Origin of the sequence: Saccharothrix ecbatanensis (assembly GCF_014205015.1) — a bacterium.
GTDB classification, from domain to species: Bacteria; Actinomycetota; Actinomycetes; order Mycobacteriales; family Pseudonocardiaceae; genus Actinosynnema; species Actinosynnema ecbatanense.
In genome coordinates, this window is record NZ_JACHMO010000001.1 from 4,730,937 (window position 1) to 4,755,823 (window position 24,887).

At 70.8% G+C, this 24,887-nt stretch carries 26 protein-coding genes; 5 read left to right on the forward strand and 21 right to left on the reverse strand.

The window, feature by feature from the left end; genetic code table 11:
• Window positions 1–6: 6 nt before the first annotated feature.
• From F4560_RS19425 to F4560_RS19440, 4 genes are all read left to right on the forward strand, one after another.
• On the forward strand, window positions 7–999 hold the full coding sequence (locus F4560_RS19425) for a TIGR03842 family LLM class F420-dependent oxidoreductase (protein WP_184921951.1): 993 nt from the start codon (window positions 7–9) through the stop codon (window positions 997–999).
• 172 nt (window positions 1,000–1,171) lie between these two features.
• Window positions 1,172–1,609 (forward strand): hypothetical protein, encoded by a 438-nt coding sequence (locus tag F4560_RS19430; RefSeq protein ID WP_184921952.1) that lies wholly within the window; start codon window positions 1,172–1,174, stop codon window positions 1,607–1,609.
• 77 nt (window positions 1,610–1,686) lie between these two features.
• A complete protein-coding gene (locus F4560_RS19435) occupies window positions 1,687–2,226 on the forward strand; it encodes a DUF4240 domain-containing protein (RefSeq protein ID WP_184921953.1) in 540 nt (179 codons plus the stop codon).
• A complete protein-coding gene (locus tag F4560_RS19440) occupies window positions 2,223–2,597 on the forward strand; it encodes a PH domain-containing protein (protein ID WP_033441348.1) in 375 nt (124 codons plus the stop codon). The genes F4560_RS19435 and F4560_RS19440 overlap by 4 nt, the downstream gene beginning before the upstream one ends.
• Here F4560_RS19440 and F4560_RS19445 read toward each other — a convergent pair.
• From F4560_RS19445 to F4560_RS19525, 17 genes are all read right to left on the reverse strand, one after another.
• On the reverse strand, window positions 2,587–4,176 hold the full coding sequence (locus F4560_RS19445) for an SPFH domain-containing protein (protein ID WP_184921954.1): 1,590 nt from the start codon (window positions 4,174–4,176) through the stop codon (window positions 2,587–2,589). The genes F4560_RS19440 and F4560_RS19445 overlap by 11 nt on opposite strands.
• 1 nt (window position 4,177) lies before the next feature.
• Entirely contained in the window at window positions 4,178–5,446 is a 1,269-nt protein-coding gene (locus tag F4560_RS46230; RefSeq protein WP_184921955.1) for a GUN4 domain-containing protein, read from the reverse strand.
• Window positions 5,447–5,817: 371 nt separating this feature from the next.
• A complete protein-coding gene (locus tag F4560_RS19455; protein WP_312869370.1) occupies window positions 5,818–6,795 on the reverse strand; it encodes an NUDIX hydrolase in 978 nt (325 codons plus the stop codon).
• On the reverse strand, window positions 6,792–7,913 hold the full coding sequence (locus F4560_RS19460; RefSeq protein WP_184921956.1) for a glycosyltransferase family 4 protein: 1,122 nt from the start codon (window positions 7,911–7,913) through the stop codon (window positions 6,792–6,794). The genes F4560_RS19455 and F4560_RS19460 overlap by 4 nt, the downstream gene beginning before the upstream one ends.
• The gene (locus tag F4560_RS19465) at window positions 7,910–8,842 is read right to left on the reverse strand and encodes a phosphatidylinositol mannoside acyltransferase (protein ID WP_184929252.1); all 933 of its coding nucleotides are present in this window, start codon (window positions 8,840–8,842) and stop codon (window positions 7,910–7,912) included. Before F4560_RS19465 ends, F4560_RS19460 begins: the two co-directional genes overlap by 4 nt.
• A gap of 11 nt (window positions 8,843–8,853) precedes the next feature.
• Window positions 8,854–9,462 (reverse strand): phosphatidylinositol phosphate synthase, encoded by a 609-nt coding sequence (gene pgsA / locus F4560_RS19470; protein WP_184921958.1) that lies wholly within the window; start codon window positions 9,460–9,462, stop codon window positions 8,854–8,856.
• 60 nt (window positions 9,463–9,522) lie between these two features.
• Window positions 9,523–10,362 carry a helix-turn-helix domain-containing protein gene (locus F4560_RS19475; protein ID WP_184921959.1) on the reverse strand — a complete coding sequence of 280 codons (840 nt, stop codon included), beginning with the start codon at window positions 10,360–10,362 and terminating at the stop codon, window positions 9,523–9,525.
• Window positions 10,363–10,558: 196 nt separating this feature from the next.
• A complete protein-coding gene (locus F4560_RS19480) occupies window positions 10,559–11,317 on the reverse strand; it encodes a zf-HC2 domain-containing protein (RefSeq protein ID WP_184921960.1) in 759 nt (252 codons plus the stop codon).
• On the reverse strand, window positions 11,314–11,823 hold the full coding sequence (locus F4560_RS19485) for a sigma-70 family RNA polymerase sigma factor (RefSeq protein ID WP_184929253.1): 510 nt from the start codon (window positions 11,821–11,823) through the stop codon (window positions 11,314–11,316). The genes F4560_RS19480 and F4560_RS19485 overlap by 4 nt, the downstream gene beginning before the upstream one ends.
• Window positions 11,824–11,838: 15 nt before the next feature.
• Window positions 11,839–12,681, reverse strand: coding sequence for an enoyl-CoA hydratase-related protein (locus tag F4560_RS19490; protein ID WP_184921961.1), 843 nt, complete (start codon window positions 12,679–12,681; stop codon window positions 11,839–11,841).
• Window positions 12,682–12,691: 10 nt separating this feature from the next.
• Window positions 12,692–13,921 carry an FNR domain-containing protein gene (locus F4560_RS19495; protein ID WP_184921963.1) on the reverse strand — a complete coding sequence of 410 codons (1,230 nt, stop codon included), beginning with the start codon at window positions 13,919–13,921 and terminating at the stop codon, window positions 12,692–12,694.
• Window positions 13,918–15,423 carry an amino acid adenylation domain-containing protein gene (locus F4560_RS19500; protein WP_184929254.1) on the reverse strand — a complete coding sequence of 502 codons (1,506 nt, stop codon included), beginning with the start codon at window positions 15,421–15,423 and terminating at the stop codon, window positions 13,918–13,920. Before F4560_RS19500 ends, F4560_RS19495 begins: the two co-directional genes overlap by 4 nt.
• Window positions 15,424–15,672: 249 nt before the next feature.
• Complete coding sequence (locus F4560_RS19505) at window positions 15,673–16,575, reverse strand: alpha/beta fold hydrolase (RefSeq protein ID WP_184921965.1); 903 nt, start codon at window positions 16,573–16,575, stop codon at window positions 15,673–15,675.
• Window positions 16,576–16,620: 45 nt separating this feature from the next.
• On the reverse strand, window positions 16,621–17,166 hold the full coding sequence (locus F4560_RS19510) for an HIT family protein (RefSeq protein ID WP_184921967.1): 546 nt from the start codon (window positions 17,164–17,166) through the stop codon (window positions 16,621–16,623).
• On the reverse strand, window positions 17,163–19,169 hold the full coding sequence (thrS, locus tag F4560_RS19515; protein ID WP_184929255.1) for a threonine--tRNA ligase: 2,007 nt from the start codon (window positions 19,167–19,169) through the stop codon (window positions 17,163–17,165). Before thrS ends, F4560_RS19510 begins: the two co-directional genes overlap by 4 nt.
• Before the next feature lie 166 nt (window positions 19,170–19,335).
• A complete protein-coding gene (locus tag F4560_RS19520) occupies window positions 19,336–19,914 on the reverse strand; it encodes a Clp protease N-terminal domain-containing protein (RefSeq protein WP_246477845.1) in 579 nt (192 codons plus the stop codon).
• Window positions 19,915–20,120: 206 nt separating this feature from the next.
• Window positions 20,121–20,333, reverse strand: coding sequence for a helix-turn-helix domain-containing protein (locus tag F4560_RS19525; RefSeq protein WP_033440417.1), 213 nt, complete (start codon window positions 20,331–20,333; stop codon window positions 20,121–20,123).
• 165 nt (window positions 20,334–20,498) lie between these two features.
• On the opposite strand from F4560_RS19525, the gene F4560_RS19530 reads away from it, so the two are divergent.
• Window positions 20,499–21,098 (forward strand): hypothetical protein, encoded by a 600-nt coding sequence (locus F4560_RS19530; protein ID WP_184921971.1) that lies wholly within the window; start codon window positions 20,499–20,501, stop codon window positions 21,096–21,098.
• A 134-nt stretch (window positions 21,099–21,232) separates the two neighbouring features.
• Here F4560_RS19530 and F4560_RS19535 read toward each other — a convergent pair whose 3' ends face one another.
• From F4560_RS19535 to F4560_RS19550, 4 genes are all read right to left on the reverse strand, one after another.
• The gene (locus tag F4560_RS19535; protein ID WP_184921973.1) at window positions 21,233–21,931 is read right to left on the reverse strand and encodes a FadR/GntR family transcriptional regulator; all 699 of its coding nucleotides are present in this window, start codon (window positions 21,929–21,931) and stop codon (window positions 21,233–21,235) included.
• Window positions 21,931–22,698, reverse strand: coding sequence for a 3-oxoacyl-ACP reductase (locus tag F4560_RS19540; protein WP_184921975.1), 768 nt, complete (start codon window positions 22,696–22,698; stop codon window positions 21,931–21,933). The genes F4560_RS19535 and F4560_RS19540 overlap by 1 nt, the downstream gene beginning before the upstream one ends.
• 76 nt (window positions 22,699–22,774) lie before the next feature.
• On the reverse strand, window positions 22,775–24,133 hold the full coding sequence (locus F4560_RS19545; protein ID WP_184921977.1) for an aldehyde dehydrogenase family protein: 1,359 nt from the start codon (window positions 24,131–24,133) through the stop codon (window positions 22,775–22,777).
• Window positions 24,130–24,825 (reverse strand): gamma-glutamyl-gamma-aminobutyrate hydrolase family protein, encoded by a 696-nt coding sequence (locus tag F4560_RS19550; RefSeq protein ID WP_221483574.1) that lies wholly within the window; start codon window positions 24,823–24,825, stop codon window positions 24,130–24,132. Before F4560_RS19550 ends, F4560_RS19545 begins: the two co-directional genes overlap by 4 nt.
• Window positions 24,826–24,887 lie beyond the last annotated feature (62 nt).

Below are 24,887 nucleotides of genomic sequence, written 5' to 3' on the forward strand. Positions count from 1 at the left end.
GCGCAAGTGGACTTCGGTGTGGTGCTCCAGACGGATCCGCCCGCGCGGGACGTCGTGGCCGCGATGAAAGCCGCGGAGGACAACGGTTTCCGGTACGGCTGGACGTTCGACTCGGTGGTGCTGTGGCAGGAGCCGTTCGTCATCTACTCGCAGGTGCTGGCCGCCACCAGTGAGCTGGTGGTCGGCCCGATGGTGACCAACCCGAGCACGCGGGACTGGTCGGTGACGGCGTCGCTGTTCGCGACGTTGAACGACATGTTCGGCAACCGCACGGTGTGCGGGATCGGGCGTGGCGACTCGGCGCGGCGGGTGATCGGGCAGAAGCCCGCGTCGCTGGCGACCTTGAGCCAGGCCATGACGGTGATCAAGGAGTTGGCGGAGGGTCGGGAGGTCGAGCACCACGGCACGCCGGTGCGCATCCCCTGGGTGCGTGACGGCAAGCTGGAGATGTGGATGGCCGCGTACGGGCCCAAGGCGTTGCAGCTGGTCGGCGAGCAGGCGGACGGGTTCATCCTGCAAACCGCCGATCCGGACATCGCGAGGTGGACGATCGGGTCGGTGCGCGAGGCGGCGGTGGCCGCGGGACGTGACCCGGCGGCGATCACGATGTGCGTCGCCGCGCCCGCGTACGTGGGCACGGACCTGCCGCACCAGCGCGACCAGCTGCGCTGGTTCGGCGGGATGGTCGGCAACCACGTGGCCGACCTGGTCGCGCGGTACGGCGACTCGGGCGTGGTGCCGGCGGCGTTGACGGAGTACATCAAGGGCCGCGAGGGCTACGACTACGCCCACCACGGCAAGGCGGGCAACCGGTCGACGGACTTCGTGCCGGACGCCATCGTGGACCGGTTCTGCCTGCTCGGCCCGGCGTCCGCGCACGTGGACCGGTTGCAGGAGCTGCGGGACCTCGGCGTGGACCAGTTCGCGCTGTACCTGATGCACGACGACAAGGACAAGACCCTCGCGTCCTACGGCAACGAGGTGATCAGCCGGGTGTGACCGGCCCTGGCCGCCATCGTCGCCGATCACGTGGTCGGGTCGGACCCTTCAGCGGTCCGGCCCGGACCGGGTCGTCACCGGGTGCTCGGGCTCGGGCGATTTGCCTTGATCCGGGGGTGGTGTGCTGGGATGGTGCGCATTTCGTTGAAGATCCACAAGGGGGAGTTCGACCATGCGCGCAGTGTTGAACGTCGCTGTCCTCGGACTGGTGGCCGGGCTGTTGGCCGGCTGCGGCGGTGACGGGCAGAACGCGACCGGGACGTCGGCCACGACCACGACCGCTTCGGCGACGCAGGAGCCGACGAAGAAGTCGACCGAGAAGGCGGAGGCCAAGGGCCTGGCCGGGACGTGGAAGCCGATCAACGAGAGCCCGATCGGCACGCTCACGATCACCGGCACCACCGCGGAGACGACCGGTCAGCTCGCCTGCCCCGGCGCCATCACCGGCGCCGACTCGACCGAGCCGGTCCTCACCCTCGACTGCACCACCCCGAACGACGACCGCAAGCGCGGGACCTTGGAGCTCAAGCCGGACGGCTCGGCGCTCGTCATCACCTGGGACGGGCCCTCCTGGGGCGGTGCGATCGACAGCCTGAAGCGAGCGGACTGACCTCACCGGAGCGGTTCCCGGCCGGCCGCCCGCCGCGCTCGCGCGAATTGTCGGACCCCGTTGCTAGCGTCGCCCGCATGATTCTTCCGACCGCTGCCGAAGAGGCCCGTTTCTGGGCGCTGCTGGAGAACGCGTGGGCCGGGCTCGGCCCCGAGCCGAACGGGGTGCGCCGCGCCTTGGCCGGGCGCGACGTGTCCGCGGACGCCTTCGAGGAGGCCACCGAGCTCGAAGAGCACCTCGACCGGGTGCTGGCGACGTTGGCCGATGAGTGCGCAGGGCTGTCCGCCGAGGAGTTGATCGCGCTGGACCGGGTGGTCGAGCGCAAGCTGCACGAGATCGACCGGGCCGACGTGCACGAGGTCACCGAGGGCTCGGACGACGGTTTCCTGTACGCGCGGGGTTTCATCGTCGCCATGGGGCGGGAGTTCTACGAGGCCGTTTCGCGTGATCCGCGGGTGGCCATCGGTGACGCCGAGGGCGAGGCCATGTGCTACTTCTTCGCGCGGGTGCACGCGGACCGGTTCGGGGATTACCCGGAGACGGGGTCGGGGATCTCCCGGGAATCGGGCACGAACCGGGGCGGGTGGGCGGATCTGGAGGTACGGTCGAAGGCGTGATCGACTTCGAGAAGCAGTCCGTCTTCAAGCTCGCGCCGTGCCGTCCCGAGGACATCGCGTCGCAGGTGTCGCCGATCCTGATCCAGGGCGAGCACATCGTGTCGAGCTTCAAGACGGTCCGGGACTTCGTGGTGTTCACCAACAAGCGGGTGATCGCGGTGAACGTCCAGGGCATGACCGGCCGCAAGAAGGACTTCACGTCGCTGCCGTACAGCCGGGTGCAGGCGTTCTCCATCGAGACGGCGGGAACGTTCGACATGGACGCCGAGCTGGACCTGTGGTTCAGCGGCCTGGGTCAGGTGCGGCTGGAGTTCAAGGGCCACGCCGACGTGCGGCTGCTGGGGCAGATGATCGCGACGTTCATCCTGTAGCCGCCGGCGGGGTCAGTTGCTCGGCGGAGCCGTTGTCACCGCTGGTGAGTTCCGACGGCTCGGGTTCCGTCCGTGCCGCCGCGACGTTTCTGATCATGGACATGATGTCCCGCGTCTGCGCCATCGGCATGGCCTGGAGCAAGGCCTGCATGACGTTGCCATCCGAACCGCCGATGTACTGCGGGACGTTGACCTTCACCCACTGAGTGAGGACGCGCTCCACCGCCACGTGCTCGGGACCGAGCAGCTCGACGAGCATCTTCAGCTCGACGAAATCCAGCCTGCGACGTTCTTCTTCCACCTTGACCTGCTGCAACGCGGTGTCGTTGAGGACCGCCTCGCTGTCCTTGCGCGCCCGCAGCTCGGCCAGCCTCGCCTCTTCGAGCTTGACGCTCTCCTGCTGCACGGCGATCTGCCGCCGCATGTCGTTGATCTCCTGCTCGTCGCACTCGAAGTTCTCCAACGTCGTGGTGATGGCCTCGACGCCCGTGCGGGTCAGGGCCTGGCGCACCTCGCCGGCGAGCTCGTTGCACACCTCGTTGTACCGGGTGATGAACTCCTGGATCCGGTAGCGGGAGGAGATCCGGCGGAAGTAGGCGTCCACGGTGGCCGCCAGTTCCTTCTTCACGAACTCCTGCACGGAGCTGCGCCCACCCGCCTCGCCCTGCCCACCGAGGCCGAAGTTGCGCACGATGCCGGGCGCCGCCGTCGCCGGGATACGCACGGTCTGCTTCATGTCCAGCCGGACGGTGTACCCCTGCACGTCCAGGACGACCTGGCCCAGGGAGATGTCCAGGTTGCTGGTGGTCTTCTTGTCCTTGGTCCACTCCAGGATCAGGACCCGCGTCGGCACTTCCACCACGTGCGCGAACCACGGGTTGAGCGCGTAGCGACCGCCCTCGTCCAGCGTCTCCCGCTGGACGCCGCGCCATCCTTCGCCGGCGAGGAACACCCACGGCAGTTGGAAACTGTGATGGCCCTCGACCGGTGGGCCGACGTCGACCAGGTTCGGCTTGGCCCCGAAGTGGGTGACCACCACCCCGGTCTCGCCGATCTCGATCTCGACCTCGGCGAGGGCCTGGGCCGTCAGACCCTCGTGCGCCATCGCCTCCGGCGTGTCCACCGTGATCACCTTGAACAGCACCGGGTTGACGTCGTAGAACCCACTGGTCAACACCTCCAGCTGGCGGCCCTGCTGACCGCCGTCGCGCAGGAAGCGTTCGCCGTTCTGGAAGTGGTCGCACTCGACATACCGGGCGATCGGGCTGTCCGCCGGACGTACGTTTCCCGCCTTGGCCACGACGACGCCGATCGTCCCGCTCGGCACGTACGTCTGCGCGACGAGTTCCACCCGGTACAGCAACGGGACCAGCCACGTGCGTGTGTTCCCGTGCAGCAGCCGCGCCTGGGGACCGGCCGCGGCGCAGAAGCTCACCCGCGGGTCGTCCTCCGGGCGCCGCGGCCGGGTGTTGAACACCTTGGTCACCACGCCGACCTGACCGGCGGGCACGGTCCGCACCCCGGCGACGCCGAACCAGCCGCCGGCGGCGACCACCACGATCAGGATGACGAATTCCATTTCACCGCTCCCACTGCTGCAGCCGGACGTGCACGGCCATGACCGTCGGCGACCACTCGTCGTGCCAGCTCGGATAATTTTCCCGCTCGGGATTGCGCAAGGTCGGGTAGAACGAAGCGTCCGCGCTCGCCCTCCTGACGAATTCCCGGTACAGCGGAATCGTCTCGGTTTTCTCGGCGCGCCACCCCAGTGCGACCGACAGTTCCCGGAACTCGCGCGGCCCGGTCAGCGTCAACCCGCGGACACGGGCGCGCTGGGCACGGAACCCCCACGCGCCGCCGGAGAACTCCGACCACGCCAGGTCCAGTTCGGTCAGCAGCGCGTCGGCCAACAGCGGCCCGTCCGATTCGCGCAGCCACCCCTTGCCGTCGCGTCCCACCGCCACGAGCAGCGTCCGCGTGGTCAGGACGTCCGCGAGGTCGACCTCACCCCGCGCGAGCGCTTCCCGCACTTCACGCATCGCTTGGCGCACCCCGGGACCGAGGTCGACCGGTGTCGGCTCGACCGGCTCGACCACCTCCACCGCACCGGCCGCCGACTCCTTGCCGAACGTCAAGCGCTGCGGGCGGGGCTTGGGTGGTCGCCGTTCGGTGCGCAGCGCGGGCATCACGAAGGGGAAGCCGGGCAGGGGCGACCACGCCGCACTCAGGTCCTGGGGCCGCCCGTCCGGCCGCTCGGCCCGCGGTGCGGGCGACTCACCGGGCACGAACAGGTAGGCCGTCTCGTGGAACTCCTTGGCCGGCAGGTCCACCCGCACTTGCCGGAACTGCCGTGGTCGCAGCCCGCCGAGTTCGGGGAGCACGGCCTTGCGGTAGAGGGAGTCCGAGATGATCTGTGCGAGGTTGGCCTCCGGGGCCGCTGCCAGCGCGTCCCGGACCGGCTCGGAGTCGAGCAGGCGCTGGAGCACGGTCAGGGCCGGCCCGGCGTAGCCGAGCGGACCGGGTCGGGTCACCACGTCGATGTGCATCGCCACCCGCAGCCGGATGCGCGCCCCCGGGTCGTGGTCGTCGTTGTGGTCGGTGAGCCTGATGTCGAGTTCGGTGATGAACCGCCGCACCACCGCCAGGAGGTCCACGTCGGCGGGCAGCACTGCGACCTCGCCGTCCCCTCCAGGGTGCCGCGTCCACAGCTCGCGGCTGAGCCCCGCACTCCACGCGGCCTCGTCGAGCATCCGGTCGAGTCCGGTCTGGAGCACGACCTGCCGGCGGGCCACCCTGGAGGAGAAGCTCTGGATGTCGACGCCGACGACGAATCGCTCAACAAGTGACACGCGGCCTCCCGATGGCGAGAACAAATTCCGCTGATCGAGCCGGACCGACTCGTCCCCGTAGTAGCGGTATTCCCCACCCAGCGTGCCACACACAATAGTCGGATCCGCAGGTAAGAATCCGCAGAAGTGCGGTCGACCCGGTATTCAGGGCAATACGGGCGCACTCGACCTGCGCGTAGCAATCGGATCATCCGCAGAATTGCGGGCACCAATATCCATCACGCGTCAATGACATGCATCCGGCCGGGCGCTCCAGCGGAGGGCGAAATACCTGCTCGCGCTCGCCGTCCTGGTCGTCGGCACGATCGTGTTCACCGTGCGGACCGCCCAAGCCCGAGCCCGAGCCGGCAAGACCCGCCAGACCGGCGGAGTCACCGCACCGAACGCGTCGTGCCGTCCCATTCGGACAATGCGCCGGGCAGCACTTCGGCCAGCTGCACCGGGTACACGGTCTCGTCGGTCGACGCCAGCTCCTCCGCCGACCACCACCGGTGCCGGCGGATGGTCTGCCGCTCGATGTCGTCGAACCGCGAGGTGTCCACGTCGACCCCGGTCACCCGCGCGGCGAAGAACCACTCGGCCGCCGCGTAGCTCAGGCCGTCGAACGCGAACACCGCGTGCCGCTTCCACAGCGGACCGACCAGGTCCTCCCGGGCCAGCCGCACGCCGGTCTCCTCGAACAGCTCCCGCACCGCCGCCGTCCGGATGTCCTCCCCCGGCTCCACCCCGCCGCCGACGGTGAACCAGAACAGCTCGTCCGGCCGGGTCGGGTCGAAGCCCTCGAACATCAGCACCCGGTCCTCGGCGTCCAGCAGCACGACCCGCGCCGACACGCGTCGCGTCAACGGGGACGCCTCGGAATCCACCCCGGGCTCGGCGATCTCGAAGTACGACGGCGTGGGCGCGGTGCCCGCGAGCCGCAGCCACCGCACGGACCTCCGTCGCCTCAACGACAACGTGTCCCGCACCGCGTCGTTGTGCACCCGCCGGGCCAGCACCACCCGCTGCTCGGCGTCCGACAACTCGGCCGCCAGCTCGGGTTTGAGCACCGAACGGTCCAGCCCTTCCAGCAACGCAGACAGCCGGTTCTCCGCCGCCTCGCGATCGGCCCGCGGCGACCGTTCCGCCCGGTCCGCCGCCGCGCGCAGGTCCGGTTTGCCGCACACCGCCGCCACCGCCCGCGTCACCACCGCACGCCGCGCCAGGGCCGCGTCCAGAGCCGCCCAGGCCGCGTCCGTGCGCACGTGCAGCCGGTCCAGCCGGTTCGCCGTGCCGAGCGTCCACGGGCCGATCAGCACCGCCAACCCCAACAGCACCAGGAACGTCATCGCGACGCCGGAACTGGTCACGCCTCGGCCACCCGTCGCGGATCGGCGGCCATGGCGCTCTCGTAGACCCGCACCACCTGCGCCGCCACCACCGACCAGTCGAACATCATCACCCGCTGCCGCGCCGCGGCCACGTAGTCCGCCCGCCGCACCGGATCGGCCAGCAGCTCCCGCAACGCCGCCGCCAACGCGTCCGGGTCGCCGACCGGGGTCAGCACACCGGCCTTGCCGTCGTCCAGCACCCGCCGGAACGCGTCCAGGTCGCTCGACAGCACCACCGCGCCCGCGGACATCGCCTCGGTCAGGATGATCCCGAAGCTCTCGCCACCGGTGTTGGGCGCGCAGTAGACGTCCACGCTGCGCAGAGCGCGCGCTTTCGTCTCGTCGTCCACCATGCCGAGGAACACCATCCGCGACGCCAGCTCCGGCCCCGCCTGCTTGCGCAGCTCGTCTTCGTCACCACGTCCGACGATCAGCAGTCGCACGTCCGGCTCGTCCAGCGCGCGGAACGCGTCGAGCAGCACCGGCATGCCCTTGCGCGGCTCGGTGAACCGGCCGACGAAACCGACCGTGCCGCCGGGACGCGGGTAGCCGTCCAACGGCTTCGCGTCGGCGAAGAACCCGACGTCCACGCCGTTCGGGATCTCCACGGCGTCACCGCCGAGGTGTTCCACCTGCACCCGCCGCGCCAGCGCCGACACCGCGATCCGGGCGGTGATCTTCTCCAGGAACGGCTGGAGCACCGCCTGGAACGCGGACAGCATCTTCGAGCGCGGCGTGGACGTGTGGAAGGTGGCCACGATCGGCCCGTCCGCGACCATCAGCGCCAGCATCGACAACGACGGCGCGGTGGGCTCGTGCAGGTGCAGCACGTCGAAATCGTGCTCGGCGATCCACCGCCGGACCCGGGTGAACGACACCGGCCCGAACGACAGCCGCGCCACCGACCCGTTGTACGGGATGCCGACCGAGCGGCCGGCGGACGTGACGAACTCCGGCACCGGCGTGTCGTCGTCCGCGGGCGCCAGCACCTCGACCTCGTGCCCGAGACCGCGCAGCGCGCGCGCCAGGTCGAGCACGTGGGCCTGCACGCCTCCGGGCACCTCGAAGGAGTACGGGCAGACGATGCCGACCTTCACGCCGTTTCCCCCCGGCGGGCCAGCACCCGGCGCAGCGCCTTCTGCCTGCTCTCCGGCAGGTCGGCCAGCCACAGCTGCTGCATCATGTGCCAGTCGGTGGGGTGCGCGGCGATGTCGGCCGCGAACACGTCCGCCAGCTGCTGGGTCGCGGCCGGCACGCCCGCCGTCCCCTGGACCCTGATCGGCGGGTGCAGCCGGATGACCCAGCCGTCCTCGGTGAACCACAGGCCCGCCGGGATCAGCGCCGCGCCGGTCGTCGCGGCCAGGTGCGCGGGACCGGCCGGCATCAGCGTGCGCTCGCCGAAGAACGTCACCGGCACACCGCCCGCGGTGAGGTCGCGGTCGGCCAGCAGGCAGACGACCTTGTTGGCGCGCAGGCGTTCGGTGAGCACGATCGCCGGGTTGCGGTCGCCCCCGGTCAGCGGGACCACCTCGAAGCCCAGGCTTTCCCGGAACGCGATGAACCGGCGGTACAGCGATTCGGGCTTGAGCCGTTCGGCGACGGTGGTGAACGTGCCGCAGTGGCCGACCAGCCAGACGCCCGCCATGTCCCAGTTGCCGCAGTGCGGCAGGGCGATCACCGCGCCCCGGCCCTCGGCCAGCGCCGCGTCCAGGTTCTCCACGCCGGTCATCGTCCGGTCGCACTCGGCGTAGGCAGCCTTGAGGTCCAGCGACGGCAGCCGGAACGCCTCGCGCCAGTACCGCGCGTACGAGCGCAGCGCCAGGCGGACCAGCTCGTCCAGCTCGGCCTCGCCGGCCTGCGGCACCACCCGGCGCAGGTTCGCCCGCAGCTGCCGGACGCCGTCGCCGCCACGTCTCGCGGCCCGGTCGGCGACGAGGTCGAACAGCGGGCGGGCCCAGCTCTCCGGCAGCAGCCGCACCAGGCGCCACCCGGCCGCGTAGCCGAGGTCGGCCAAGCCGCCCTTGATGTCACGGGCTTTCACGTCCCGAGCTCCTTCGCGGCGCGGCTCACGGCCAGGATGCGCTGCACCACGGTGATCGTGACCAGCGCCGCCAGCAGGTACAGCGCCACGGGCAGGACGTAGGGCACGCCGAGCCCGTGCAGGCCGATGCCGACCAGCGCGATGATGAACCGTTCGGCGCGTTCGGCGATCCCGCCGTCGGCGGACAGCCCGGACGCCTCGGCGCGCGCCTTGACGTACGAGGTGACCTGGGCGCCCACCAGTGACACGAGGGTCGCCGCCGCCAGGCCCTGCTCGCCCTCGCCGAACGCCCACCAGGCGATGGCGGCGAACAGCGCGCCGTCCGCGATCCGGTCGCAGCTCGCGTCCAGCACGGCGCCGAACCTCGTGCCGCCGCCCTGGGCACGGGCCATCGCGCCGTCGATCAGGTCCAGCAGCACGAAAACCGTGACCAGCACGGTGCCGACGAACAGCTCGCCGCGCGGGATGAACCACAGCGACGTGGCGACGGAGCCGACGGTGCCGAGCACCGTGACGGAGTTCGGGGTGAGGCCGCGCCGCAGCAGCCACGCCCCGATCGGATCGGTGACGCGGGAGACGGACGCGCGGGCGAAGATGTTCAGCATGGGGTGGCGAGGCACCTACCGACGGGGACGAAGTGGTCCCCGGCAGCCTAACCGCCCAGCTCAGCCGAGCTTGCGGTGGTCCCTGGAGATCTGCGCGAGCAGGTCGTCCAGCGCGTCGCCGCGCACCGCCAGCCGTTCGAGCCTGCCGAACAGAGCCAGGTACTCGCGCACGTCGTGCGGGTCGGTGATGGTCGCGTTGCCGGTCAGCACGCTCAGCGTCACCACCCGTTCGTCGTACACCTGGAACCCGTGCAGCGCCACCAGGTTGGCGTCCACCGTCCACGGCACCACGCCGAGCTGCACATTGGGTCTTCGGCTGGTGTCGAGCAGGTGGTCGATCTGCTCGCACATCAGGTCGGCCGAGCCCATCCGCCAGCGCAAGGCGCTCTCCGCGAGCAGGAAGACGAAGCGCTTTCCCGGATCGTCCATCCGGGCCCTGCGGGTGCGCAGGGTGGCTATCGCGGTGTCCTGCTCGTGCGAGGGCGTGGCGTTGAGCACGACCCTGAGGTAGTTCTCGCTCTGCAACAGCGCGGGCACACCCGCGTTCTGGAAGAAGCGGCTGGTGGTGGCGCGGGCCTCGATACGTGCCACGGTCTGCTGGTGCCGGTGTGCCCCGCGGTGCAGCACCACTCGGCGGGTCTCCGCCTCGGCGTGCAGCTGGCGGGCCAACTCGACCAGCTCGACCCTGGTCTCCCTGGTCGCGGACAACTCCGCCACCAGGCGCTCCACGTCGGTCACGGACGGGAGGAGCATGCCGTTCTCGATCTTCGACAGCTTGGACTGGCTCATCCCGGTAGCGCGCGCCGTGGCCGTCCCGGTCATCTTGGCCTCGGTGCGCAGCCTTCGTAACTCGCGCGAGAGCCGTTCTCGGGCCAGCCGCGAACGCTCAGGTGCGGTCATGCAACGCACCGTATCGACGCTCACCCCTCTTGACGATCGGCCAGGAAGGTGTCTAAACGTCGGATCATGGTCGCGCTGTGGTGATCTCGACCACGATCAGACGGCGTTCGTGGACGCGCACGCGGGCCGCGCTGGTTCGTTCGCCGCAGGTCCGGGCCCTGCGGGTCGACCGCGAAAGGGTTGATCCGGACGATGTTCAGAACCCGACGCTCAGGATCACCAGGTCGTCCGGCAGCAACCTGATCTCCACACCGGTGATGTCGGACCGTTGCAGCTCGGTCGTCGCGATGGGCCGGGTGGTGGAACCGGGCCCCGCGGTCCAGGTCGCCACGCGCACCGACGTGCCACCCGACACCAGCACGTGCAGGGCGTAGGCGAAGACGGGCGGCCGCGGGCCGTCCGACGGCACGCGGTAGGAGCACAGCACCTCGATCCGGGTGCCCCACGGCTCGTCCAGCAGCTGGACGCTGGCCGTGACGGGGCTGGGCAGGGTCTGGCTCATGATCACGTCCGGCGCGGTCGGGCTCGTCGTCACCGCCGTCGGGCTCGTCGTCACGTCCCGCACGGACGACGGCGACGGGTCCGGGTCCGCCGAGGTGTGGCGGCCGGCCGGACCCAGCGTCATCGCGCCCGCCGCCCCCAACAACGCCGCACCGACCAGCGCGGCGGCCAGCCACACCCTGGACCGCCTCCGCCTGACCCGCTCGACCACCGCCAGCCCGGCCAGCAGGTCCGGGGGCGGCTCCTCCGCCGCCGCGGGCCCCAGCAGGTCGAGCGCCCGGTCACGGGGCACGGCGGAGAGGATGCCGGGGACGCCCGCGAAGGAGGCCACGTCACCCGAGCACTCCTGGCACCCGGGCACGTGTCCCTCGAACTCCCGGCGCTCACCGGGAGACAGCGCACCCATGACGTACGCGGCACCCCAGTCCCGGTACGGATCGACTGGCGAGCTCACCGTCCGGTGACCCCCTTCTCCTCCAGTGCCAGCCGCAGCGCCCGCAGACCGTAGTGCAGGCGGGATTTCACGGTTCCCTCCGGCAGGTCCAGTGCGGCGGCCAGCTCCGCGACGGACTGCCCCATGTAGTACGAACGTACGATCACCGTGCGGTGCTCCGGCGTCAACTGGGTGAGCACGTCGGCCACCAGCCACGCGTCGAGGGCCAACTCGCTCGGGTCGGACCAGGCCCGTTCCGGCAGCCGCTCCGACCCGATCTCCCAGCGTGCGCGAGCACTGCGGCGTTCGTCGATCACCACGTTGCGTGCGACGGTGTAGAGCCACGCGCGGGCGCCCGTCACACCCTGTTCTAGCACTTTCGGATTGCGCCACGCGCGCAGCAGGGTTTCCTGCACCACGTCGCGGGACAGCTCGTCGTCCCCCGTCAGCCGACGCACGTACCGCCACAGCGCAGGAGCGTGCTCGTCGTGGAGAGCACGCAGCAATGTCGTGTGACTGTCCTTGATGGCGCACCTCCTCGGCTAGTCGTGGAACAGCGGTTCCCTGGTGGCGCCGGAGAGGGTCCTGCTGGGGAACGCGGGCGCGCGCTTGGCGAGGAAGGCCCCGGTCCCCTCGCGCATGTCGTCGGCGGTGAACGCCTCGCGGAAGGCGTCCAGTTCGACGGCCAGCCCGGCCTCGACGGTCCGGCCGCCGGCGCCGTTGACCGCGGCCTTGGCCAGCGACACCGCCGTCGCCGAGTTGCCCGCGATCCGGCCGAGCACCTCGCGTGCGGCGGTCAGCATCTCATCGCGCCCGTCGAACACCGCGTTGACCAGTCCCAGCCGCTGGGCCTCCAGCGCGTCGACGTGCCTGCCGGTGTAGATCAGCTCGCGGGCGACGGCCGGTCCGACCAGGCGTTGGAGCCGGACGCACCCACCGAACCCCGGGACGAGGCCGAGCAGGACCTCCGGCTGGCCGAACACCGAACGGCGGGTGGCGTAGGCGAAGTCGCACGCCAGCACCATTTCGCAGCCGCCACCGAGCGCGTAGCCGTCCACGCACGCGACGACCGGGCACGGAACTTCCTCCAGCAGCAGGGTGACCCGCTGCCCGAGGCGCCCGAACCGCTCGCCTTCGGCCGGTGTCATCGCGGCCATCTCCCGGATGTCGGCGCCGGCGATGAAAGCGGGACCGGGCGCGCCGGTCAGCATGATGCCGGCCGGTGCGCGGCCACCGGGGCGTGCGCCGCCGACGAGCACACCGGACAGGAAGTGGTCGAGTTCGGCGAGGACCCGGACGGACAGCGCGTTGCGCGCCGACGGCCGGGACACGGTGACCGTCGTGATGCCGGCCTCTTCTTCGACGAGCAAGGTCGAGTAGTCCACGGAAGGCTCCTCACGAGTCCCAGATGGCGCCGAACGCGGGCACTCCCCGCGCCTCCAACTCCTCCACGACGTGCCACGTCGTCTTCTTGTTCGAGATGCAGATCACCGCTTCCGCGTCGAACTCCCGGCAGGCGCGCAGCGCCAGTTCGACCAAGTCGGGCTTGCCCTGCCCGACCGTGTCCCAGACCAGCGCATCCGGTTGCACGGCTTCGATCTCGTCCACGAGCTCGTCGCCGTAGGTGGCGCGTGGCGTGCGGGTGGACCACACCAGGCGCGACGGCGTCTCCTGCGACAGCAGGTGCGGCAGGCACGGCCCGATACCGCTGCCGGTGGCCACCCACACGACCCGGGTGAAGAGCTTGTCGATGTTGCCCACGCCCGCGGTGGGGACGCCCTTGACCCACAGGTGCGTAGGCATGTCGTCGATCAGCCTGCCGGTCCAGTCGCCCGCCCGGGAGATGGTCAGCCGGAACCCGGCGCGGCCCGGCGCAGGCACGTTGGCGAACGAGTGCCACTCCAGCAGCGGGTGGCGGCTCACCGCCGTGGAGGAACCCGCGAACGGCGTGACGCCGTAGTCGAACGACACCAGGGCGACGTGCTTGGACGGTCGGACGATCCGCACCGGCACCCGGCGCAGCCGCGTCCACGGCAGGACGACGCTCGCCACCACCAGCAGGAGCAGCCAGAACTGGAGGGAGCCGACGAACCCGGGTTGGCGGGAGGAGTGGACGGCGAACAGCGCGAGCACGGTCCAGCCGGCGAACCGGTGCACTCGCTCGAACACGTCGTGCCGCCGTGCCCGCAAGGTCGGCAGGGCGAACACGACCATCGCGACGAGCAGCCCGAGGATCGTCCACGTGAGCGGGTCGGCCAGGGCCCAGGCCAGCACGGCGAACCACGTGGTGGCGCAGAGTGCGGCACCGACGTGCAGGCCGCCGAAGTGGTAGACCTTGCCCAGCGTCCAGCGGACCCGCAGCGGCCAGGTCGTCGGCGCGCTGGTCGCGACCCGGAACAGCAGGTTGATCACGTGCTGCTGGCGGATCAGGACGGCGAGGGCGACGTTCGCCACGACCGCGTCTGAGAGCGCTCCCACCGACTCGATGCCGAACGCCGCGACGGCGTTGATCACGACCACCAGGGCGACGAGTCGGTTGTGGTGGGTGAACGGGCGGCGTCGGAGCGCGAGTGCGAGTCTGGTCTTGAGATGGGTGGACGGCTGGTCGGTGCGCGTGGTGCTCATGCGACCGGCACCAGCGAGGCCAGCGCGGCACGGTCCACTTTGCCCCGTTCGGTCACCGGCAGGTCGTCCACCGCGAGAACCCGTGACGGCACGCAGTAGTACGGCAAGCGGCGGGCGACGGCGTCCTTGGCGTCGCAAGGCGAGACGGTGGCGGGACTGACGAAACCGACGAGTTCGCCGTCGTGCAGAACGGCCGTGGCGCGGACACAGCCCGGGGCCGTCTCCAGGGCCGACGTGATGCCGTCCAGCTCGACCCGGAAGCCGCGGACCTTGACCTGGTCGTCCGTGCGGCCGTGGTGCTCCAGCTCGCCGTCGGGTGTCCAGCGGCCCAGGTCGCGGGTGCGGAACATCAGGTGGTCGCCGCCGCGGAACGGGTCGGGGCGGTACCGCTGGGCGGTCAGCACGTCGTTGCCCAGGTAGCCCGCCGTGACGCAGGCGCCGCCCGCCCACATCTCGCCGACCTCGCCGATCCGGCACGGCCGCAGGTTCTCGTCGAGCACGTAGACCGACGTGTTGGGCACCGGCCGGCCGATGGTCAGCCCACCCGCGGCCGAGTCGTAGCGCTGCACCGTGTTGACGATGGCGACTTCCGTGGGGCCGCAGGCGTTGTGGAACGCGGCGCGGGCGGACCAGGCGTCGGCCAGCGGTTGGGGGCAGCGTTCCCCGGCGACCGCGACCACGCGCACGTCCGGACAGCCATCGGGGTCCACTGTGGACAGAACGCTGGGAGTGGCGATGAGGACGGTGGCGGTTTCCGCCGTCCGTGCCGGGTCTTGACCGCGGATGACGCAGGTCGCGCCGTGGGTCAGCGCGCCGAAGACCTCCCACACCGCCATGTCGAACGCGATGTTGAGCAGTTGCGCGACCCGGTCGCCCGGTCGGATGCCCAGCGAGCCCGGTTCGGTGAGCAGGACGTTGCACAGGTTCCCGTGGGTCACCAGGACGCCGTTGGGGACGCCGGTCGTGCCGGAGGTGAAGATGACGACGGCGGTCTCGCCGTTGGCCGCCGGGCGGGGTGCGGGCGCTTCGCGGTCCGGGAGGGTGTCGAGCACCAGGACCGTGGCCGCGGTGACGGCGGACGAGTGTTCCTTCGTGGTGATCACGACGTCGATGTCCGCGGTGCGCATGACGTGGTCGAGGTGGTGCCGCGGCGTGATCCGCACGTCCTGCGGCACGTAGGCGGCGCCGGCCTTCAGCACCGCCAGCATGCCCACGACCATCGGGATCGAGCGGGTCAGGAACAACCCGACGTGATCACCGGGGCGCACGCCCGCGTCGACGAGGGCGGCCGCGACGACGTTCGCGCGGTGGTCGAGTTCGCCGTAGGTGACGCAGTTGCCCTCGTGCTCGACCGCCCGCGCGCCCGGCGACCGTGCCGCGTGGACTTCGAACGCGTGGTGGATCCGCTGGAACGGCGGTGTGACGCTCGGTCCGTGGCCGAACCGCCGGAACAGCGGACGATCATCCGGGGGCAGGCCTGATAAGGGGTTGGGCTCGGTCATGGCCGTCACAGGTCTTGCACCTCTCGTCCAGCCGGACACGGTCACCCGGTCTGAACGAGACAGCCCCATCAGCCGTTCAAGCTGCGCCCAAAAATGTTTGAAATTTCTCCAAGTTTTCCGACGAGCGCCCGGACCTCGGTGTCGAACACACCGGCCCGGCGCATCGAACACCGAGGACCGGCGTATCGAGCACTCAGGACATTCGAGTCGAACGCTCCGGATGCGACAGTCGAACGGACCGCTCGCGGCTCACGGTGTCGGGACGGGCGGGTGGACGCGGTCCAGGAAGTCCCGCACCAGGGCGACGACCTCGTCGAGGTTGGTCTCCAACGCCCAATGCCCGCCGTCGAGGAGGTGCACCTCGGCGTCCGGAAGGTCGCGGAGGTAGGCCCGTGCGGCGCCCGCCGGCATGTAGCCGTCGTGCGGACCCCACACGATCAGCGTCGGCGGTCGGTGCTCACGCAGGTAGGCCTGCTGGCGGTCGAACCAGTCGAGGGTGCTGCCCTGGTCGGCGAGCAGGTGGACCAGGTTCCGCCGCCGCTCCGGGGTGCCGAGCTGCGACCAGGACAACGTCCACAGGTCGGGGCAGACCCGGTCGACCAGCCGTTCGGGTACCTCGCCGACGAACTCGTCGCGGAAGCCCTCCGCGCTGACCGCGGCGTCGATCTTGGCCCGGCCCTCGGCGGTCGGGTTGGCCCAGTACTCCTTGAGCGGCCGGTACTTCGGGCCGTGCTGGTCTTCGTAGATGTCGCCGTTCTGGATGATGAGCGCGACGACCCGCCCGGGTGCGTGCATGGCGAGCCGGAGCCCGAACTGCGAGCCGTAGTCGTGCAGGTAGATGGCGTACCGGGTCAGGTCGGCCGCGGCGGTGAACCGCTGCAAGAACTCGGCGTACGCGTCGAACGTGTAGGCGAAGCGGGTCCGGTCCGGCGTGCCGCTGTACCCGAAGCCGGGGTAGTCGGGCGCGATCAGGCGCCACCGGTCGCCGAGCGCGGCCATGAGGTTGCGGTACTGGAACGACGAGCAGGGGTAGCCGTGCGGCAACAGCACCACCGGGGCGTCCGGCGGCCCGGCCTCGCGGTAGAAGATGTCGGTTCCGTCGACCGTCATCATCCTGTGGGCCACCGGGGCGGGGATGTTCGACGACGTCATACCTGCCCGGTTACACGCGGAGGTTCGAAGTAAACGTCCGCGTGGTCAGTGGGCCGCCCACGCGTCCGAGAGCAGTCGGCGGGTGTCGCCGAGCAGCTGCGGCAGGACCTTGGTGTGGCCGATCACGGGCATGAAGTTCGCGTCGCCGCCCCAGCGCGGGACGACGTGCTGGTGCAGGTGGGCGGCGATACCGGCGCCGGCCACGACGCCCTGGTTCATGCCGATGTTGAACCCGTGCGGGCTCGCCACGGCACGGATCACGCGCATCGCCGTCTGCGTGAACGCGGCGAACTCGGCCGTCTCGGCGGGCGTCAGGTCCGTGTAGTCCGGCACGTGCCGGTACGGCAGCACCATCAGGTGACCCGGGTTGTACGGGTACAGGTTGAGCACCGCGAACACCAGCTCGCCGCGCGCCAGGATCAGCCCTTCGGCGTCGTCCAGCCCGATCACCCGGCAGAACGGGCACCCCTCCGGCTCGTCGCCGACCGCCTTGCCCTCGCCGCGCACGTACGAGAGGCGGTGCGGGGTCCACAGCCGCTGCAACGCGTCGTGGACCCCGACCCCGTCCTGCTCCTCGTACTGGTCCGTCACTGGACGAGTTCCGCCGTCGGCGAGGAGTTCTCCCGCCGTGCCACCCAGTCCACGACCGTCTCGACGGCCCGCTCCACCGGCACGCCGTTGATCTGCGTGCCGTCGCGGAACCGGAACGACACCGCGCCCTGCTCCACGTCCTTGCCGCCGGCCAGCAGCATGAACGGCACCTTCTGCGTGGTGTGGTTGCGGATCTTCTTCTGCATCCGGTCGTCGGACGCGTCCACCTCGACCCGGATGCCCTTCGCCTTGAGCTGCTTCGCCACCGCCAGCAGGTGGTCCACGTGCTCGTCCGCGATCGGGATGCCGACCACCTGGACGGGCGCCAGCCACGCCGGAAAAGCGCCCGCGTAGTGCTCGGTCAGCACGCCGAAGAACCGCTCGATCGAGCCGAACAACGCCCGGTGGATCATGACCGGGCGCTGGCGGGCGCCATCCGAGCCGGTGTACTCCAGCTCGAACCGCTCGGGCAGCGTGAAGTCGAGCTGGATGGTCGACATCTGCCAGGTGCGGCCCAGCGCGTCCTTCGCCTGCACGGAGATCTTCGGCCCGTAGAACGCCGCGCCGCCCGGGTCCGGCACCAGTTCGAGGCCGGAGTCCTCGGCCGCCTCGCGCAGGGCCTCGGTCGCCTTCTCCCACACCTCGTCGGAGCCGACGTACTTCTCGTCGTTGCGGGTGGACAGCTCCAGGTAGAAGTCGTCCAGGCCGTAGTCGCGCAGCAGCCCGAGGACGAAGGACAGCAGCGACTTCAGCTCGTCCTGGACCTGGTCGGGCGTGCAGAAGATGTGCGCGTCGTCCTGCGTCATGCCGCGCACGCGGGTCAGGCCGTGGATCACGCCGGACTTCTCGTACCGGTAGACCGAGCCGAACTCGAACATCCGCAGCGGCAGCTCGCGGTACGACCGCCCGCGCGACTTGAAGATCAGGTCGTGGAACGGGCAGTTCATCGGCTTCAGGTAGTAGTCCTGGCCGGGCTTGCGCAGCTTGCCGTCGTCGTCGTACTCGGCGTCGAGGTGCATCGCCGGGTACATGCCGTCCTTGTACCAGTCGAGGTGGCCGGACGTCTCGAACAGGTTGCCCTTGGTGATGTGCGGCGAGTAGACGAACTCGTAGTCCTCCTCGGCGTGCCGGGCGCGCGAGTAGTCCTCCATCGCCTTGCGGATGATGCCGCCCTTGGGGTGGAACACCGCCAGGCCGGAGCCGATCTCGTCCGGGAAGCTGAACAGGTCCAGCTCGACGCCGAGCTTGCGGTGGTCGCGGCGCTCGGCCTCGGCCAGCAGCTCCAGGTGCTTGTCCAGCGCCTCCTGCGACTCCCACGCGGTGCCGTAGATGCGCTGCAACTGCGGGTTCTTCTCGTTGCCGCGCCAGTACGCGGCGGCGACGCGGGTCAGCTTGAACGCCGGGATGTGCTTGGTCGTCGGCACGTGCGGGCCGCGGCACAGGTCGCCCCAGACGCGGTCGCCGGAACGCGGGTCGAGGTTGTCGTAGATCGTCAGCTCGCCGCCGCCGACCTCCATCACCTCGGCGGTGTCGACGTCGCTTTTGATGTCCACCAGTTCGAGCTTGAACGGCTCGGCCGCCAGCTCGGACTTCGCGGCGTCGACCGACTCGACCACCCGGCGGTTGAACCGCTGCGCGCCCTTGATGATCGACTTCATGCGCTTCTCCAGCGCCTGGAGGTCTTCGGGCGTGAACGGCTTGTCGACCTTGAAGTCGTAGTAGAAGCCGTCCTTGACCGGCGGGCCGATGCCCAGCTTCGCGTCGGGGAACTGCTGCTGCACGGCCTGCGCCAGCACGTGCGCGGTGGAGTGCCGGATGACGCTGCGGCCGTCGGCGGTGTCGGCGGCGACCGCTTCCACCTCGACGTCGACCTGCGGCGTCCACGAGAGGTCGCGGAGGTGGCCCTCGGGGTCGCGCACGACCACGACGGCGTCCGGGCCCTTGCCCGGCAGCCCCGCTTCACGCACCGCCGTCCCCGCGGTAGTCCCCGCCGGCACCACCACGCGCGGTGGGGTTGGAGCGGCTGCGGGGCGCGGCTGGGACACGGTGACTCCTCGATGTGGGTGCTCGGGCTTTGCCGGAGATGTTATCGGTGCTCACCGACTGGTTTTCCGGCGCACCGGATGGACCGCCGCAGTGCGCCGCCGGATCACCCGCTCGGGGTGCCCGTCAGCCGCGGATCAGGGCCGGCAACGCGTCCGTCGAGGTCACCGCACGTCCGGTGGTGCGCTGGTAGCGGCGAACGAGGTCGCGGTGGCGGGAGGGGAGGGCGAGGCGGCGTTCGGCGGTGAGGAGCGGGTTGCGGCGTGGTGGCGGGAAGGTCGCGGCCAGGTCGGCGAGGAGGGCGTCGCGGTCGACGTTCGCGGTCTTGAGGACCCAGGCGACGCCGGGGTCGAGCGCGATGAGGGCGAGGGCCAGGTGTTCGGGGCGGTGCTCACGTTCACGGCGGGCCAGTGCGAGGCGCAGGGCTGCCTCGTAGGCCGCTTGGGCGTCCAGGCCGAGTGGTGGGGTGAGGCGGGCGCAGTGCCGGCGGGCTTTGGCCGCGCCGAGTGGGAGTAGGGGTTCGCGGCCGGCGGGGTGGTCCAGGGTGGCGGTGGCGGGGCCGAGGAGGCGGTCGAGGTCGACGCCCAGTGGTGCCAGCACGGCCCGATCCGCCGCGCCGCCTGCGCCTAGCGGGGCGGCTAGGTGGGCGGCGTTCAGGATCGCGGACGTGGTGGCGCCGTGGCGGTGCAGGACGTCGCTGAGCATGTCGCCGCGTGTGCCACCGAGTGTGTCGCCGCGTGTCGGGCCTGTTGGGGCTGGTGGGACGTCGCTGATTGCGGAGGTGGTGACGTCCGCAGCGGCGGCGAGTAGGTGTTCGCTGCCGGTTCGCGGGTGTCCTCGGTCAAGGGCTAGCCGGAGTGCGCGGGCGATGGTGCGTTTCAGGTCGGGGTGGTCACCTCTGAACACGTGGGTCAGTCCTCTCGGCCGTACTTGCGGTGGACGGTCTGCTTGGTGACGCCCAGGCGGGTCGCGATGTCGCGCCACGACCAGCCGGCCCGGCGTGCGGCGGCGACGTGCTCTGCTTCAAGTTGCTCCACCAGGCGACGCAGGCGGGCCACGGCGCGCAGGCCGGCGTCCGGGTCCGCACCGTGCGCGGCCTGGTCGAGATCGGCGATCGTCGACATGTCGTCAACATATGCTGACGCTCGCCCGACCGTCAACACATGCTGACGACAGGCGTTCACAGCTGACGTACAGCCGACGATCAGGATCCGCTCAGGTCGACCGCGCATCATGGCGTCAACCAGGACGATCATGTTCATCAGCACGGGAGAGCAGGAGTTCCGCCGATGCCAGACCCGCAGCAACCGTCCCAGCAGCCACCGGAAGGATCGGCCGAGCCGGCCGCGAGCGCCACCACCCCGGCCACCGACCCGGCCACCATCCCGGCTGCCGCCCCCGCGCAGCCCGCGGCCGGCGGCGCAGGTGAACCGGCCGCCGCAGCCCAACCAACCGCAACCCAGCCAGCCGCAGCCCAGCCAACCGCGGCTCAACCAGCCGCCGCGGAGCCGGTCGCGGAAGCCCTTGGTGAACCGGCCGCCGCAGGTCAACCGGCACCGGGCGTGCCGCACCCCGCGTACAGCCGGCCAGCTCCGGGCAAGGGCGCGGTCGTCGGCCGGGTCGTCAAGCACCGGGCCACCCAACTGGTCGCCGTCGGACTGCTCGGGCTCGTCCTCGGCGGCGGGATCGTGGCGCTGGCCGACCGTGACGACCACCCCCGGTACGGCGTCGGGTTCGACCGGTCCGGTCATCCCGATCACCCCCGGTTCGAGGAGCGCATTCCCGAACGCAGGTCAGAGCGTGGACCGGAGCGCGGCTCGGAACGCGGGGCCGAGCGGTTTCCGGAGCGGTTTCCGGAGCGGTTTCCGGAGCGCGATTTCGAGCGCTGAGCCCAGGACCGGGTGACCTCGGGGTTGGTGATCTCAGGGCCGCGCGATCGGCAGGGCCGCGCGATAATCAAGGCCGGGTGATCGTCAGGCCGCGCAATCGTCAGGACCGCGCGATCGTCAGGACAGGGTGATCGTCAGGACAGGAAGCCGCGCAGCAGCAGGGCCGTGCCGTCCAGGTGCTCGGCCATCGCCCGCCGCGCGGCCTCCGGCTCACCCGCCACGATGCCCGCCACGATCACCTCGTGCTGCTCGTTCGAGTGCGCCAGGTTGGGCGCCAACAGCGGGATGCGGTCGAGCAGTGCGTTGACCCTGGTCCGGGCGTCGGCGACGGCCGCCGTGAGCGACGCCGACCCGGTCGCCTCGGCGATCGCCAGGTGCAGCCGCGAGTCCTTGCGCCGGTACTCCTCCAACGTCGCGTCCCGGCACTCGGTCAACCGCGCCACCAGGTTGCGCCGGTCGGACGGCCCCAGCGCGCGCGCCGCCGCGCACTCCGCCGCCCCGGTCTCCACCGCCGCGCGCAACGTCAACGCGTCCGCCAGCTCCTCCGGGTCCACCCGCCGGTCCGGCGCGGGCACCGGGACCGGCGACTTCACGAACGTCCCGCCGTACCGACCACGCCGCGACTCGACGTACCCGGCGTCCTGCAACGACCTGATCGCCTCGCGCAACGTCACCCGGCTGACCCCCAACCGGGTGGCCAGCTCACGTTCCGCGGGCAGCCGCTCCCCCGGCCCCACCACCCCGAGCCGGATCGCCTGCATGAGCCGTTCCACGGTCTCCTCGAACGCGTTGCCCGCCCGCACCGGGCGGAACAACGCGTCCTGCACGGGCATCACAGCGGTGTCACGTAGGCACCGGCGATCCCGCCGTCCACCAGGAAGTTGGAGGCGGTCATGAACGACGAGTCGTCACTGGCCAGGAACGCCACCGCCGCCGCGATCTCCTCCGGCTCGGCGAACCGCCCCAACGGCACGTGCACCAACCGCCGCGCGGCCCGCTCCGGGTCCTTCGCGAAAAGCTCCCGCAGCAACGGCGTGTTCACCGGCCCGGGCGACAAGGCGTTGACCCGCACCCCCTGCCGCGCGAACTGCACGCCCAGCTCCCGGCTCATCGCCAGCACCCCGCCTTTGGATGCTGTATACGATATTTGGGATGTAGCCGCGCCCATCGTCGCCACGAACGACGCCGTGTTGATCACCGAGCCGCGCCCGCGCTCCAGCATGTGCGGGATTGCATACTTGCAGCACAAATACACTGACGTCAGGTTGACCTTCTGCACCCGTTCCCACGCCTCGATGCCCGTGGTCAGGATCGAATCGTCGTCCGGCGGGGAAATCCCGGCGTTATTGAATGCAATATCCAGTGAACCGTATGTGTCTACAGTAGTCCGGTACAGCGCCGAGACCTGCTCCTCGTCGGTCACGTCGACCTGGACGAACAGCCCGCCCACCTCGTCCGACGCCGCCTTGCCCGACTCCGCGTCGACATCGGCGACGACGACCCGCGCGCCCTCCGACGCCAGCCGCCGCACCGACGCCAGCCCGATGCCGCTGCCACCGCCGGTCACCACGGCCACCCGGCCCTCAAGTCGCTGAACCACGTTCTCTCCCATCAGTGTCGGTAGAGCCCAACGAGCATCAGTGATGCCCAACCAGCGTCAGTGAGCCCAACCAGCGTCAGTGAGCGATGAAGACGTTCTTGGTCTCGGTGAACGAGTCGAGCGCGTCCGGCCCCAACTCGCGCCCCAACCCGGACTGCTTGAACCCGCCGAACGGCGTCCAGTACCGCACCGAGGAGTGCGAGTTCACCGACAGGTTCCCGGCCTCGACCGCACGCGACACCCGCAACGCCCGCCCGACGTCCCGCGTCCAGATCGACCCGGACAACCCGTAGGAGCTGTCGTTGGCCAACCGCACCGCGTCCTCCTCGTCGCTGAACGGCAGCACGGCCACCACCGGCCCGAAGATCTCCTCGACCGCCGCCCGGTCACCACGCCCGACCGGAGCCAGAACCGTTGGCGGGAACCAGAAACCCGCACCAGAAGGAGCCGAACCTCGGAACGCCACCGGCGCGTCGGAAGGCACGTAGGACGCGACCTTCTCCCGGTGCGCGGCCGAGATCAGCGGCCCCATCTCGGTCGCCTCGTCCCCCGGCGCACCGACCACGACACCCTTGACGGCAGGCTCCAGCAACTCCATGAACCGGTCGTAGACCGACGCCTCGACCAGGATCCGGGACCGAGCGCAGCAGTCCTGCCCGGCGTTGTCGAACACCCCGTACGGCGCCGTCGCGGCGGCACGCTCCAGGTCCGCGTCGGCGAACACGATGTTGGCCGACTTGCCGCCCAGCTCCAGCGTCACCCGCTTCACCTGGTCCGCGCACCCGGCCATGATCTGCTTGCCGACCCGCGTCGACCCGGTGAACACGACCTTGCGCACGTCCGGGTGCGTGACGAACCGCTGCCCCACCACCGTTCCCGCCCCCGGCAGCACCTGGAACACGTCCGGCGGGATCCCCGCCTCCAGAGCCAAGGACGCCAACTTCAAGGCGGTCAACGGCGTCAGCTCGGCGGGCTTCAGCACCACCGTGTTCCCCGCCGCCAACGCGGGCGCGAGACCCCACGCGGCGATCGGCATCGGGAAGTTCCACGGCACGATCACGCCGACCACGCCCACCGGCTCGTGGAACGTCACGTTCAGCCCGCCCGGCACCGGGATCTGCTTGCCGAACAACCGTTCCGGCGCGGCCGAGTAGTAGTGCAGGACGTCCCGGACGTTCCCCGCCTCCCACCGCGCGTTGCCGATGGTGTGCCCGGAGTTCAGCACCTCCAGCGCCGCCAAGTCCTCCAGCGCGCCGTCGACCGCCTCCGCGAACCGCCGCAGCAACCGGGCACGGTCCCCCGGCGCGACCGAACGCCACGCGGGCAACGCCGCCGACGCACGGGCGATCGCCGCGTCGGTCTCCTCCAGGGAGGTCAGCGGCACCGACCGGACCACCTCCTCGGTGGCCGGGTTGATCACGTCGAACGTCGTCACTTCACTCCCCTGTCCAAAGTGGCCCTGCCCGAAGCAGCGCCGACCAGCGCGGCGAACAAGCGGTCGTCCTCGGTGTCGGCCTCCGGGTGCGACTGCACGCCGAGCACGAACCGCGCACCCGGCAGCTCCACCGCCTCCACCGTCCCGTCCGGCGCGCCCGCGACCACCCGCAGACCGTCACCGACGATGTCCAACGCCTGGTGGTGGTGGCAGTGCACGGTGGTGGCCAGACCGACGACCTCCGCCAGCCGCGAACCGGGCGCCACCGCGATGCCGGTGTGCTCGAACACCGCCGGCGCCGGGTTGTGGCCCTCCACGTGCTGGACGAGCGTGCCGCCCAACGCCACGTTGAGCACCTGCATCCCCCGGCACACCGCGAGCAGCGGCAGGTCCAGCTTCAACGCCGCACGGGCCAGCCCCAGCTCTGCCGCGTCCCGCTCCGGTCGCGCCGGACCGGTGCGCGGGTCGCGTGGCCGCCCGTACAGCGCCGGGTCCACGTCCGCGCCGCCCGCCAGCACCAGGCCGTCCAGGAACGCGATGGCGTCCGCGTCCCACTCGCCGACCGGCGGCAGCAGCACGGGGTTGCCGCCCGCGCGCACGACCGAGTCGAGGTAGTCCCGGTGCAGCACCGCCGCCTCCACGTCCCACACGCCGAACCGTGCGCGTTCCAGGTACGTGCTGACGCCGATCAACGGCCTGCCACCCCGACCGCCAGAGCCGCCAGACCCGACAGAGACGACAGGGCCGCCAGAGC